Origin of the sequence: Dactylosporangium sp. CS-047395 (assembly GCF_050942185.1) — a bacterium.
GTDB lineage: Bacteria > Actinomycetota > Actinomycetes > Mycobacteriales > Micromonosporaceae > Dactylosporangium.
The window spans coordinates 10,095,697-10,108,557 of sequence record NZ_CP192015.1 but is presented as its reverse complement, the minus strand read 5'-3'; the positions used below and the strand labels follow the sequence as shown (position 1 = coordinate 10,108,557).

General features: G+C 72.5%; 9 protein-coding genes. 3 read left to right on the top strand and 6 right to left on the bottom strand.

Features of this window, described 5'->3' with window-relative positions; all coding sequences use genetic code 11:
• Positions 1 to 25: 25 nt before the first annotated feature.
• Complete coding sequence (holA, locus tag ACQP00_RS47195) at positions 26 to 1,003, top strand: DNA polymerase III subunit delta (RefSeq protein ID WP_433210242.1); 978 nt, start codon at positions 26 to 28, stop codon at positions 1,001 to 1,003.
• Positions 1,000 to 2,928, top strand: a complete 1,929-nt coding sequence (locus ACQP00_RS47190; protein ID WP_433210240.1) for a hypothetical protein — start codon at positions 1,000 to 1,002, stop codon at positions 2,926 to 2,928. The genes holA and ACQP00_RS47190 overlap by 4 nt, the downstream gene beginning before the upstream one ends.
• A 451-nt stretch (positions 2,929 to 3,379) precedes the next feature.
• Here ACQP00_RS47190 and rpsT read toward each other — a convergent pair whose 3' ends face one another.
• The 5 genes from rpsT to ACQP00_RS47165 form a co-directional block, all read right to left on the bottom strand.
• A complete protein-coding gene (gene rpsT, locus ACQP00_RS47185; RefSeq protein ID WP_433210238.1) occupies positions 3,380 to 3,649 on the bottom strand; it encodes a 30S ribosomal protein S20 in 270 nt (89 codons plus the stop codon).
• Positions 3,650 to 3,768: 119 nt separating this feature from the next.
• A complete protein-coding gene (locus ACQP00_RS47180) occupies positions 3,769 to 4,947 on the bottom strand; it encodes an Ig-like domain-containing protein (RefSeq protein WP_433210236.1) in 1,179 nt (392 codons plus the stop codon).
• Positions 4,948 to 5,004: 57 nt separating this feature from the next.
• Positions 5,005 to 7,482 carry a PAS domain S-box protein gene (locus ACQP00_RS47175; protein WP_433210234.1) on the bottom strand — a complete coding sequence of 826 codons (2,478 nt, stop codon included), beginning with the start codon at positions 7,480 to 7,482 and terminating at the stop codon, positions 5,005 to 5,007.
• A gap of 155 nt (positions 7,483 to 7,637) precedes the next feature.
• Positions 7,638 to 8,351 (bottom strand): ABC transporter ATP-binding protein, encoded by a 714-nt coding sequence (locus tag ACQP00_RS47170; protein WP_433210233.1) that lies wholly within the window; start codon positions 8,349 to 8,351, stop codon positions 7,638 to 7,640.
• A 5-nt stretch (positions 8,352 to 8,356) separates the two neighbouring features.
• Positions 8,357 to 11,104 carry an FtsX-like permease family protein gene (locus ACQP00_RS47165; RefSeq protein WP_433210231.1) on the bottom strand — a complete coding sequence of 916 codons (2,748 nt, stop codon included), beginning with the start codon at positions 11,102 to 11,104 and terminating at the stop codon, positions 8,357 to 8,359.
• Between the two features lie 54 nt (positions 11,105 to 11,158).
• On the opposite strand from ACQP00_RS47165, the gene ACQP00_RS47160 reads away from it, so the two are divergent.
• Complete coding sequence (locus ACQP00_RS47160; protein WP_433210229.1) at positions 11,159 to 11,737, top strand: PadR family transcriptional regulator; 579 nt, start codon at positions 11,159 to 11,161, stop codon at positions 11,735 to 11,737.
• Here ACQP00_RS47160 and ACQP00_RS47155 read toward each other — a convergent pair.
• Positions 11,726 to 12,841: an NAD(P)/FAD-dependent oxidoreductase gene (locus ACQP00_RS47155; RefSeq protein ID WP_433210227.1), complete on the bottom strand. Its 1,116-nt coding sequence runs from the start codon at positions 12,839 to 12,841 to the stop codon at positions 11,726 to 11,728. The genes ACQP00_RS47160 and ACQP00_RS47155 overlap by 12 nt on opposite strands.
• Positions 12,842 to 12,861 lie beyond the last annotated feature (20 nt).

The following is a 12,861-nucleotide window of genomic DNA, read 5'->3' as shown; positions in this document are numbered from 1 at the left end:
TTCGCGCGGGTCGGCGCGTGACACGATGGCTGGCGTGTCTAGTCTTCCGCGCCTTCGCCTGGTGATCGGGGACGAGGAGCTGCTCGTCTCCCGTGCCGTCGCCGAGACCATCGCCGCCGCCCGGGCCGAGGAGCCCGACACCGAGGTGCGGCAGAAGGCGGGCGGGGAGCTCGTCGTGGGCGAACTGGCCGAGATGCTCAGCCCCTCGCTGTTCGGCGGGCGGCGGGTGATCGTGGTGCTCGACGGGCAGGACGCGAAGAAGGACGTGGCGGCGGCGCTGACCGCGTACGCCAAGTCGCCCGAGGACGACGTCGTGCTCGTGGTCACCCACGCCGGCGGGGCCAAGGGCAAGGCGCTGGCCGACGGGTTCAAGGCGGCCGGGGCCGACGTGGTGACCGCGGCGAAGATCGGCAAGCACCGCGAGCGGGTCGACTTCGTGCGCAACGAGATCCGGCGGCAGGGCGGCAAGGCCGGCGAGGACGCGGCCGAGGCGCTGCTGGCGGCCGTTGGCAACGACCTGCGCGAGATCGTGGCGGCCTGTTCGCAGCTCGTCGCCGACACCGGCGGGCGGATCGATGTGAAGACGATCGCGCAGTACTACAAGGGCCGGGCCGAGGTCTCCGGGTTCACCGTCGCCGATGCCGTCATGGTCGGCGACGCGGCCGGGGCGCTGGAGGCGCTGCGGTGGGCGCTGCACGTCGGCGTGGACCCGGTGCCGATCGCCGATGCCATCGCCGACGGGGTCCGGACCGTGGCCCGGGTGGCCTCCGCCGGCAAGGGCAGCGCATACCAACTCGCCGGTAGTTTGGGAATGCCTCCGTGGAAGGTCGAACGCGCGCAGCGCCAAGCCCGTGGCTGGACGGCCGAGGCGCTCGTTGATGCCATGCGAGCGGCTGCTGAGTGCAACGCCGCCGTGAAGGGTGGATCTGACGACCGCGGCTATGCGCTCGAGCGGGCGGTGTTCGCAGTGGTCGCGGCGCGCGGTGGAGGAATAGGACGATGACGAGCAACGGGTTCGCGCACCAAGCGCCGCTCTACGTGCGGGCGCTGCGGCTTCGGCACCTGCACGTGGGCGGATTCGTGAGTTTCCTGCTGTTCGAGTGCATGATCGCCGCGGGGGTCCTGCTGGCCCTCGCCGAACTGGTCAGCTGGTGGGCCGTGCCCGTCCTGCCGGCCGTCGTAGCGATCATGGTCAAGGTCAACGACATGGTCATTGGCGGCTCCAAGCGCGCCCGGGCGCTGGCTCGGGCTTCATCCGATCGAGCGTCATCCACTCGGGTGGATCCGGATGACCGCACCGACGAGAGCACCTCGGTTCCCCGGAGGACCGCGACCGCGCTCGATCGAGCCGAGATCGCCCGGGCCGGCGCGGCCGCTCGGGCCCGCTCCGGGTCGACCGGCTACGGCTCTGGCTCTGGTTCCGGCTCTGGTTCCGGCTCTGGTTCCGGCTCTGGCTCGAACGGTGCGTCGCACGGCTCTGGCGCGGGCGGCTCTATTGCGGGCGGCTCTGTTGCGGGCGGCTCTGGCGTGGGCGGTTCGGGGGCGAGTGGGGCTTTGGCCGGCGCGGGGGTGGACGGGTCGGGGGCGACTGGGTCGTCGACCGGTGCGGTGCGTACGCGGACCGTTGAGCCGCCGGCGCAGCGCAAGAAGGTCGGGATCATCAAGATCTCGGTGCCGGCCAAGGACGCCGGGTCTCGGCACGCGGCGGCTGACGAGGGCAACCGGGAGGTCGTCGACGCCGGGTACGGGATCTCGCCCGGCTCGGAGGACGCCCTGCCCGCGCCCGCGTTGCCGCCCGTTGAGCCTGGCCACGCCGCCGGCGAGCTTCGGGATGGGCGCGTTGACGTCGAGCTTCGGGATGGGCGCGTCGACGTCGAGCTTGGGGATGGGCGCTTCGCGGTCGAGCCCGGGCACGGCGTCGAGCCTGGGTATGGCCGTGTCGACGTTGAGCGTGGGCATGGTGTCGGGCATGGGCGCGGTGGCGAGGACGAGTGGACGGACACCGACTCGCACGGCTTTCAGCGGTCGCGGCCGCTGCACCCGTCGGGGTGGAGCGACCGGCCGGCTCAGGACCCGTGGGCGGAGCAGGCGGCCGAGCCGGTGCGCGAGTCGGTCGACCCGATGCAGGCCGAGTGGTCCGGCGAGACCAACGGCTGGGGCGACCGGGCGGCCTGGAACGCGCCTGCGGCGAGCGCGAACGCGCAGGCCAACTGGGGCGACGAGACGGCGTGGGGGGACCGCGCGGCGTGGGGTGACCAGCCCGTCCGGGGTGCCCATCACCAGCAGCAGGCGTCGGCCGACTGGGACGACGAGACCGGCTTCGCCGACCAGGCGGCGTGGTCCTCGACCGGCCGCCGGACGTCGTGGGGCTCGTACGGCGAGTGGGAGCCCGGCGCGCCCGACTACGTGTCGGACTACACCGGCGAGACCGCGGCCGAGGCGGCCCGTGACCTGGCCGCGCGGGGCGAGGCGTACCGGGCTGGGCATGACGACTCGTACGCCGCGGGACACGGCACCGTCTACGGATCGGCCAACTACGGCGAGTCGAGCTACGGTGACCCGAACCATGCCAACCCGAGCCACGCCGATCCGACTTATGGCGTCTCCAACCATGGAGACCCGAATTACGGCGGCGACCCGAATTACGGCGGCGACCCGAGCTACGGCGGCGGTTACGGCGAGGCGCGCGGGGCTGGCGAGCACCGGCGGTATGACCAGGAGCGGCACGACACGCGCCCGATCAACCGTGAGCACACCGGGCGGCACGCTCGTCAGCAGCAGCAGCCGGGGCGGCGGCGGTCCGAGGACACCGACAACGTGACGTCTGGGCACTTCACGACCGGCCGGCACGCGGACCGGGGGTGGCGCTCGGAGGATGAGCTGGCCCGGCAGCGTACGGGTGGCGTCAACCAGGGGCGCTTCGCCTGATCAGACCTTGCTCCGCCGGTCCGTCACCCGGGCCGGCGCCAGCACCCGGTAATTCCCATTTATCCGGCATGTGAGTGCCGGTGTGATGTGGCCTTGGACGATCGGCGCGCTTCGGCTCGCCGGGAGCCCAAGGCCACTTTTTTGCGAGACGCCCGTCAAGGAACCGCGGCGAAAAGGAACCCGGGGTGCGGCGAAGGACTCTGGGACATGGCGAGGGAGTCCAGGGCGCGGCAGAGCGAGTCCAGGGCGCGGCGGGATGAAGCCCGGGGCGGCGCGGCGGAGACAGTCCAAGGCGGCCCGGCGGACAGAGAGCCGGGAGTCCGAGCCGCGGCGCACGAATCCGGGAAGGCGCGGCGCGAGGAGCCGAAGGCGCGGTGGAGGTGGGCTCAGGGCACAGCGAAAGCGCCGCTCCACCAGGTGGGCGGCGCTTTTCGCGGTACAGCGAAAAAAATCAGGCGGAGGTGATCCCGGCCAGCTTCTTGGTGATGGCCGACTTCCGGTTGGCCGCCTGGTTCTTGTGAATCACGCCCTTGCTGGCGGCCTTGTCCAGCTTCCGGGAAGCGTCACGAAGCAGCGCGGCAGCGGTGTCGTTGTCACCGGCGGCGGTCGCCTCGTGGAACTTGCGGATGGCCGTCTTCAGCGACGACTTGACCGACTTGTTGCGCAGGCGGCGCTTCTCGTTCTGCCGGTTGCGCTTGATCTGGGACTTGATGTTCGCCACGCGACAGCCTCGTCTTAAAGCTCGGGGTTTCGGTTTCCTTGAGCGCATGGCACGACGGCGCGTCACCTAGCGCGATGAATCAGGCTACCAGGTCCAACGACGGCCAGCCAAAACGGGGCTCACGCGGAGTACAGCGCGCTGCCCTTCCGGTACTGCTCCCAGGGGAGCTCCCAGTCCGTCCAGCCGTCGCCGTACTTCACCCGCTCCTCGGTGCCCTTCACGATCACCGGGTCGCCGATGTGGGTCACGCCGTAGAGCCACTTCGCGAGGTCCAGGGAGATGTTCACGCAGCCGTGGGAGACGTTGCGCTTGCCCTGGTCGGCGACGGACCAGGGGGCGGCGTGGATGTACTGGCCGCTCCACGTGATGCGCTGCGGGAACTCGACCTTGGTGCGGTAGCCGTCGGGGGAGTCCACCGGCACGCCGTAGGTGGAGGAGTCGAACCACTCCCACTCGTTCTTCACCATGACGATGAAGTTGCCGCTGTCCGAGGGGTTGCTCGGCTTGCCCAGGCTGACCGGCATGGTCTTGAGCAGCACGCCGTCCTCGGTGATGGTCATCTTCTTGGTCGCGTTGTCGACGTCCATGATGACCCGCTTGCCGACGGTCGCGTCGACGGTGAGGTCCTTCTCGGCGTACGACTTGCCGCCGAGCGAGACCCCGCCCACCGCGGCCCGCAACTTGAGTTTGGTGCCCGCCTGCCAGTACTCCTTCGGGCGGTAGTGCACCTCCTTGGCGCTGAACCAGTTCCAGGAACCCTCCTGGGGCGGGTCCGACTCCATGAACAGGCGGCGCTCGACGCCGGCCCGGGCGTCCTTCGGGATCTCGTTGGCGAAGCTCAGGATCATCGGCATGCCGACGCCCACGACCTGGTTGTCGCCGATCTGGCTGGTGACGCGCTGCAGGCCGGACGGCTTGGCCATGGTGGTGAACTTCACCTCGCCGGTGGCGTCCTCCGACTTCACCGTGGCCGTGTACTCCGTGCCCCATTTGAGCTGCTTGTCGGGCACCCAGTGCACGCCGCCGGTCGAGGAGACCGCGGCGCCGGTGATCGAGGCACCCGAGGCGTCCGTCAAGGTGACCGCGGCCGTGGCGGGAGCGTCGAAGACCAGGTCAAGCGCGGTCGTGACGTCCGTGGCGCCATTGGCGGGCGACGAGATCGGGATCTGCTTGGCGGGAGCTGGGGCGGCGCCACCGGAAGTACCGGTGCCGGGGCTCTTCCATGAAGTATCCGAATCCGAACAGGCAGTGAGCGCCAAGCCACCCATGACCAGCAACGACACAAATCGAGACCGCATGGAACCAGCTTGCCCGACCCCGGCGAACGCGCAAACGGGCGCGGGGCGAGACGAGCCTTACGGGCAGTAGGCGGGCAGCCGGACGACGAACGTGGTGCCCGGTTTGTCGCCGTGGTCGGTGACCGTGATGGTGCCGCCGTGGCGTTCGACCACGGTACGGCTGATCGCCAGGCCCAGCCCCGTTCCCGGCACGCCCTGGTTGCGGATGTTGGACCCGCGGAAGAAGCGCTCGAACAGCCGGGACCGCTCCTCCTCCGGGATGCCCACGCCGGTGTCCACGACCCGCAGCGTGACGCCCGCCACGTCGCCGTCCAGGCGGATCTCGACCCGTCCGCCGGCCGGCGTGAACTTCACCGCGTTCGTGACCAGGTGGTCGACCACCTTGCGCAGGCGCGGGAGGTCGCCGGTGACCGGGGCGGCGCCGTCGGGCAGGACCACCGAGACGTCCAGGTCCTTCTCCTGGGCGGCGCGCGCGTTGGCGTCCGCGACCTCGCGCACCACGGCGGCGAAGTCCAGCGGCCGCTCGACCATGGTCACGTAGCCGCTCTCCAGGCCGGCCAGGTCGAGCAGGTCGTCGATGATGGCCCGGAGGTTTTCGGCGTTGCGGGCGATGACGGCCAGGAACTCCTCGCGGGACTCCTGGTCCTCCTGGTCGTCGTGCAACAGCAGTTCGGTGTACGACGAGATCGACGTCAACGGCGTGCGCAGCTCATGGCCGACCAGGGCGATGAACTCGTCCTTGGTCCGCGCCAGCTGCTTGGCCAGGTCCTCGGCCCGGCGCCGCTCCAGGAACTGCCCGACGTGCGCGGCGATGCCCGACAGCAGGGCGATCAGCGACTGCTCGGGCTGTTCGGCGGCGTCGCCGAAGAAGCTCAGGGTGCCGATGACGCCGAGGCCGTCGCGGATCGGGATGGCCAGGCCGACCCGCAGGCCGTGCTTGGCCAGCGACGGTACGTTCAACCGGCTCGTGCTCGCCGAGATGTCCGGGATCCACGTCGGCTGCCCGGTCTCCCACGCCACGCCGGAGACGCCCTTGCCGGGGGCGAGCGGGTCCGGGTGCTGGATCTCGTACCCGGGCTCGGTCCACATGGCCGCGTTGCGCAGCACGTTGCCGACCTTGTCCACGAGCCACAGCTCGGCGTGCGGCCAGTGCAGCGTGCGCGCCACCGTCTCCAGCAGCTCGGGGCCGGCGTCCTCGATGGTCGGCGACTGCTCCAGGATGCGCGACACGGCCAGCTCGCACTCGATGAGGCGCTGGGCCCGGCGGCGGTCGGTGACCTCGTGCAGGGCCGCGACCGCGCCCAGGCGGGTGCCGTCGGAGTCGCGGATCGGCTGGGCGTTGACCGTGAACGAGCGCCGCGGCCGGTCGGGCAGGTGGATGACCAGCTCGGCCTCGCGGATGTGCTCGCCGCGGAAGGCGCGGGTCAGCGGCATGTCCTCGCCGCTGATCGTCTCCCCGCCGGGCGCGGCCGGGATCGCGCTCCAGGCCTCCTGGGTCGAGCCGTCGGCGTCGTGCCCGGTGATCTCCCGCATCGCGCGGTTGAACAGGATGAGCCGGCCGCGCTCGTCGCTGGCGACCACGCCGACGTCGAGGTTGTCCAGCAGCGCGGTCAGGAAGTGCCGCTCGCGGGCCAGCTGCCGCTCGGCGGTGACCCGCTCGCTGATGTCGTAGATGAACGCGTGCGCGTGCCGGCCGAGCGGGCCGTCGATCACGTTGAGCGTGATCTCGATCGGGAACTCGTCGCCGGCCCGGTTGATGGCGTAGAGCTGCAGGCGCTGGCCGAGCACGCGCGGCACGCCGCCGCGGGCCATCCGGCTGAGCCCGGCGCGGTGCGCGGCCCGGAACCGCTCGGGAATGATCAGCTCGTGCACGGCCTGGCCGATGGCCTCCTCGGCGGTCCAGCCGAAGGTGCGCTCGGCCGCGCGGTTCCAGCGCTTGATCTCGCCGTTGAGCTCGATGGCGACGAACGCCTCCAGGGCCGTCTCCAGCACCGCGTCGGTCTCGGCGGCGGCGATCGCGATGTCCTCGCGGGACGCCTCGGCGGCCAGCATGACCTCGATCAGCCCGGCGCACTCGGCGATGGCGGCGATGTCGTCGTCGGTCCAGTGCCGCGGCACGGAGTCGGTCACGCAGACCGCGCCGAGCGTGTGGCCGGCGGCGTCGTGCACGGGCTGGCCGAGGTACGCCGTGATGTGCCGGCCGTGCAGCACGCCCAGCTCGCGCAGCATCGGGTCCTCGCGCGCGTCGCGGACCACGAGCGGCGCGTCCTCGGCCACCACGAACTGGCAGAAGGAGCTGGTGGCGGGCTCGGCGTGGACGCGCTCGAGGTCCGGCGGCAGGCCGTGCCGGCCGACCACGTGCATCCGCTCCGCGTCGACGAGCGTGAGCAGGCCGACGGGGGCCACCACGGAGCGGGCGGCGAGCCGGACGAGGCCGTCGACCGGGGCCGAGGAGGAACTCAGGAGCAGTTGCGCGCGGCGCAGGGCGCGGAGCCGTTCAGGCCGCGCGAGCACGCCGGTATCGAGTTGCGGCATACCACCCCCAACCCGCAAGCACGTAAGAGCCATCGTACCTGCGAAATGGGGCAAACCACGGCTAAAGCCGCACACTGTATGGGTGCCTTGGCACCGTTGGATACCCCGCGATGTCCTGCAGAACAGTGGGGGAGCTTCGCTCCACCCACACCCCCTCAAAACCGCAGCTGCGTTGCTCGGGCCAGGGTGGACTCGGGCGGCTCACCGGACGTGAGGTCGATGTCCTCCTCGAGCCGGCCGTCGGCGAGGCGGATGAGGCGGTCGCAGCGCGCCGCGATGTGCTGCTCGTGGGTGGCCAGCAGGACCGTCATCCCGCGCTCCTCGCGCAGTTCGAGCAGCAGGTCGAGGATCTGGGCGCCGTTGGCCGAGTCCAGGTTGCCGGTGGGCTCGTCGGCCAGCAGCAGCTTCGGCCCGCCGATCAGCGCGCGGGCGATCGCGACCCGCTGCTGCTGCCCGCCGGAGAGCTGGGCCGGCAGCGCCTTCTCGCGACCGGCCAGGCCGACCGCGTCGAGCAGCTCCCGCGCGCGGGCGCGCTTGTCGAACCCGACCTTGAACGGCAGGACCGGGGCGATGACGTTGTCGAGCGCACTGAGCGCGGGCAGCAGGTGATAACGCTGAAAGACAAAGCCGATGCCGCGCCGGTACTCGCTGAGGCGCCGCCGCCGCAGCCCGGTCACCTCCACGCCGTCGACGGTGATCGTGCCCGCGTCCGCCGTCTCGATCGCGCCGACCAGGTGCAGCAGCGTCGACTTCCCGGAGCCGCTCGGCCCGGTGACGCCCGTGAAGCTGCCCGCCGCGACCTCCAGCGACAGGTCGTCGGCGGCCACGATGTCCTGGAACCGCTTGCTCAGGCCCTCGATGGACAGCATTCGACTCACTCCTCGGCCAGCAGGCGGGCGGTGGGCAGGCGCTGCAGGAGCAGCGCGGGGACGATCGCGGCGACGGTGGCGACCAGCGCGCCGGCGGCGAGGGCGGCCACCGCGGTCCAGATGAGCCCGGTGGTGACCGTGCCGACCAGCCAGGCCGCGCCGCCGAGCCCGGCCCCGGCGCCGAGCAGGCCGCCGAGCACGCCGATGCCGAAGCCCTCGGCCGCGACCAGGCGGCCCAGCGCGCCCGCCGTCCAGCCGGTGGCGCGCAACGTCGCGAGCTCGGCCGAGCGGTCGCGGATGTTGAGGTAGAGCACGTCGGCGACGGCGAGGGCGCCCAGCAGCACGGTGGCCCCGACCGCGATCGTGTCGACCGAGCGGACCTGCAGCGACACCGCGTCGCCGAGCAGCGTGCCGACGATCGTGCCGTGGAAGGCGAAGGTGATCGCGCCGAGCAGCGTGGCGGCGGTGATGCCGATGGCCAGCGCGCAGGCCCCGAGCAGCGTGCGCCCGGGCACCCGCAGCAGGTTGCGCAGGCCCAGCCCGATCGGCCCGCGCGGACGCCCGGCCCGGCGCGGTCGCAGCGCCACCGGACGCAGGCCCTTGGCGGGGCGCGCCCGCGCGGCCGACAGCGCCGGGGCCAGTCCGGCCAGAAGAGCCAGAAGCAGCGCCATCGGTACCGCCAGCAGCCCCCGCCCCCACGGCACGCGCACGTCCAGCAGCCACCCCAGCGGGGCCGCGAGCAGCATCGTGCCCGCCCCCGCCACGAGCCCGATCGCGGCCACCTCGCCGAGCACGACGGCGAACACCCGGCGGGCCGGCCAGCCGAGCGCGGTGAGCGTCGCGAGCTCGGTGCGCCGGTCGCGGACCCCGGCGGCGACGGCGTTGGTGAGGAACAGCGCGCAGACCACCAGTACCAACACGAAGAGCACGACGCTCTTGCGGTCCACGGCGCTCACGATCGCCGCGGCCACCCCCTTGCGGGTCCACAGTTCCGAGAGTCGCAGCGCCGGCCGGCCGAACTGGCCCGCCGAGATGTCCACGGCCTGCGGCTGCGGCGAGGAGCCGTAGGTGATGTCGACGTCCAGCCCGGTCGTGGCGGCGATCCGCTCGGCCACCACCCGGACCCGCTCCCGCGCGGCGGCGTCGAAGCCGTGCACCCCGGCCACGCGCACCCGCACCGCCGAGACCGGGGCCTTGCGCGGCGTGCTCAGCCCGAGCGTGTCGTAGAGCTGGTCGAGCAGGTCCAGGCTGGTCAGCAGGGTCGGCGGGCTGGCCAGGTAGCCGGCCGGGTTGCCGTTGGGCAGCAGCGCGCCGCCGCCGAGCAGGTCACGGGTGCGCTGGTCGCCGCCGGTGGCCGTGGGGGCCTGGTACGTCTCCATCGGCACCTTGGTCAGCGGGTCGAACGCCTGCACCCGGGCCGGGTCGTAGATCCCGGTGATCTCGGCGACGCCCAGCTTGGGGGTCTGGGCGATGGTGCGGTACGCGGTGTCGTAGATCTGCCACGGCACGTGGACGCCCTCCAGATCGTCCAGGCGCCAGGCCTCCGGGTCCGCCTCGACCGGGAGCGCGGTCAGCGAGCCGTCCGGATTCTCGGTGTAGCCGATGCCGCCCACCTGCATGAACGGGGTGAGGTAGGCGGCCCCGCCGACATTCTCGGGGTCGGCCCGCACGGTGCGGGTCTCCAGCCGGGGGCCGCTCATCGCGTCGAAGGTGGCCAGGGTGTGTTCGGGAGTGTCACCCGGCGGCTGCCCGCTCAGCGGTATACGGCTCAGGCCGATGCTGAGGCTGTTGTCCGGGTACGGCCGCTCGACCGACAGCACCGGCAGCCACGGCTCGTTCATCGGCGGGTACTTCCGCTCGACCTTGTCGCCCGGGCCGAGGTAGTGCCCGGCGGTGACGGCCTGGTCCAGCCCGACCAGCCGGGCCTCGGCCCGCGGGTCGACCGCGGCCAGCAGCATCGGGATCCGCCAGCTCAGGTAGACGCCCGCGGTGTCGGTCGTGACGACGTCGGCGGCCTTCGGTCCCTGCGAGCCCTGCTGGAAGCGGCCGTCGGGCATGAGCTGGAAGGTGGTGAGGCTCCCGCCCTGCAGGTCGTTCATCAGGCTCGACACCGCCTCCTCCTCGATCCGGTCGCAGACCGGCCGGCCCTCCTCGAGGACGGGCAGCGTGTCGCCGCACAGGTCGTAGCCGCGGCGCACCGAGCCGTCGCTGTACTCGACGCGATCCGAGGTCGCCCCGTCGACCTTGGGCCAGACGAGCGGGTGCTTCGTGATGTACACGAACGAGGGTGCGGCCTTGGCGGTGCTCAGCCCGTGGTCGGCGAGGAACGTCCGGTCGACGCGGATCAGCTGCCGGTCGAGCGAGCGGTCGACCAGGCCCGAGACGTCCTCGATGGCGTAGCGCGACTCGTTGGCGTAGCCGACCATCGCGATCGGCGCCGCCACGTCCACGCCGTCGAGGGCGGCGATCCGGGCCACCTGGTCGGTGGTGATCCCGCCGTAGATGCCGCTGAGCGAGTTGGGCCGGACCTTCTGCCGGTCGTTCTCGAGCTGGGTGCGGGTGCCCTGGGGCCGCACGAGCACCTGGTAGGCGGCCGTGGCGGTGCGGTCGACCTCGCCGGTGACCTCCAGCCGTACGGTGTCCGTGGCGCCGGTCAGCACGGTGAAGCCGGTGGTGGCCACCAGCACGCCGAGCAGCAGCGCCACCGATCTCGCCGCGCGCCCCCGCAGATGCGCCCAGATGAATGGGATCACCCGCATACTCTGTCGCAATGCATTGTGACAATGCAAGGGGTACGATCTCCGGTCATGCCGATCCATCACGCGGTGCTGTCGCTGCTGTCGCACGGGCCGAGCTACGGATACGAGCTCAAGGGCGCCTTCGAGACGGCGGTCGGGCCGCAGTGGGGCCCGCTCAACATCGGCCACCTGTACCAGATCCTGGACCGGCTCTCCCGTGACGGCATGGTGGTCTCGCAGCGGCACGCGCAGGCGGTCAAGCCGGACCGCGTCGTGTACGAGATCACCGAGGGCGGCCGCACCGAGCTCGGGCGCTGGCTGGCCGAGGCCTCCCCGCGCAGCGGCGGCTTCCGCGACGACTTCTTCCTCAAGGTGACGGCGGCGGCCCGCTCCGGCGACGCGGCCACGGTCAAGACGGTGCTGTCGCAGCAGCGCACCTATCTCATGCGGGAGCTGCGCAACCTCGACGGGCTGCGGCGCAAGGCGGAGGACCCGGTGGTGGCGCTGCTGCTCTCGGCGGCCACCCGGCACGTGGAGGCCGACCTGTCCTTCGTGGACGACGCCGACCGCGCGCTGCTGCGCACGCCCGGCGCGCTCGCCGCCGTGCCCGCGGCGCGGGCGCCCGAGGCCGGCCGGCTAGCGGGGTAGCAGCGCGGCGGGGTCCAGGCCCGGGATCTCGTACGCCTCACCGAGCAGCTGCGCCGCCGCCAGCCGGGCCAGCGCCGGGGTGGTCTGGATGCCCGTGCCGCCCAGCCCGGCGAACCAGAAGAAGCCCGCCTGCTTCGGGTCCGGACCGACGATCGGGTTGCGGTCGGGCGCGAACGTGCGCAGGCCGGCCCAGCTCGTGCGGACCCGGTCGAGGCGCAGCGAGGTCGCCGCGTTGACCCGCTCGATCGCCACGCTGATGTCCTGCGGTGCGGCGACCGCGTCGGTCGGCGGCGACGGGGTCTCGTCGGCCGGGGAGACCAGCAGGCCGCCGCGCTCCGGGCGGAAGTAGTAGCGCCCGGCCACGTCGATGACCAGCGGCCAGGCCGGGCCCACGCCCTCCGCGGTGGCGATCGCGACCGTGCGGCGGAGGTTGGCCAGCCCGGCCGGCGGCACCTCCAGGCGGGCGGCGACCGCGTCCGCCCACGGCCCGGCGGCGTTCACGACCCGCTGGGTGACGAGCTCGCCGCGGTCGGTGGTGAGCGTCCACTCGGCGCGGGCGTCGTCCCAGGTGCCGGACTCCAGGCCGATCGCGGTGCGCAGCGTGGCCCCGGCGGCCGCCGCGCGGTCGCGGTACTGCTGGTGCAGCGCCTCCACGTCCACGTCCTGGGCGGTGCGCTCGACCGCCGCCCGGGCCGTGATCTCCGGGCGCAGGGCCGGGCAGAGGGTCCGCGCGGCGGCCGAATCGGCCGCGCGCAGGGCCGGGCTCGCGGTCAGCAGCGCGTTGAGGGCGCCCACGTTGTCCTCGTCGGCGACCCAGACGACCGGGCGGGTCCGCAGCAGCGGGGTGCCCGACTCGGCGCCGAGCGCGTCGAGGATGGTCCGCGAGGCCCGGGTGAGGGCGCGCTGCTCGGGTGAGCCCAGGGTCTCCGAGAGCGTGGCGATCGAGCGGCCGGTCGAGTGGTAGGCGTACTGGTTCTCCCGTTCGAGCAGGACGATCCGCCGCTCCGGGCGCGTTCCGCCCGACCGTTCCACCATCCGGCCATCCAGCTCGGCGAGCTCCGCGGCGAGGGCCAGGCCGGCGACGCCCCCGCCGATGATCGCCACGTCTGCGCGTTCGATGTCCC

Excerpts from the sequence above, each read along its gene's own strand:
- holA (WP_433210242.1), top strand. The coding sequence starts at position 26 with ATGGCTGGCGTGTCTAGTCTTCCGCGCCTTCGCCTGGTGATCGGGGAC.
- ACQP00_RS47190 (WP_433210240.1), top strand. The coding sequence starts at position 1,000 with ATGACGAGCAACGGGTTCGCGCACCAAGCGCCGCTCTACGTGCGGGCG.
- ACQP00_RS47180 (WP_433210236.1), bottom strand. The coding sequence starts at position 4,947 with ATGCGGTCTCGATTTGTGTCGTTGCTGGTCATGGGTGGCTTGGCGCTC.
- ACQP00_RS47175 (WP_433210234.1), bottom strand. The coding sequence starts at position 7,482 with ATGCCGCAACTCGATACCGGCGTGCTCGCGCGGCCTGAACGGCTCCGC.
- ACQP00_RS47170 (WP_433210233.1), bottom strand. The coding sequence starts at position 8,351 with ATGCTGTCCATCGAGGGCCTGAGCAAGCGGTTCCAGGACATCGTGGCC.
- ACQP00_RS47160 (WP_433210229.1), top strand. The coding sequence starts at position 11,159 with ATGCCGATCCATCACGCGGTGCTGTCGCTGCTGTCGCACGGGCCGAGC.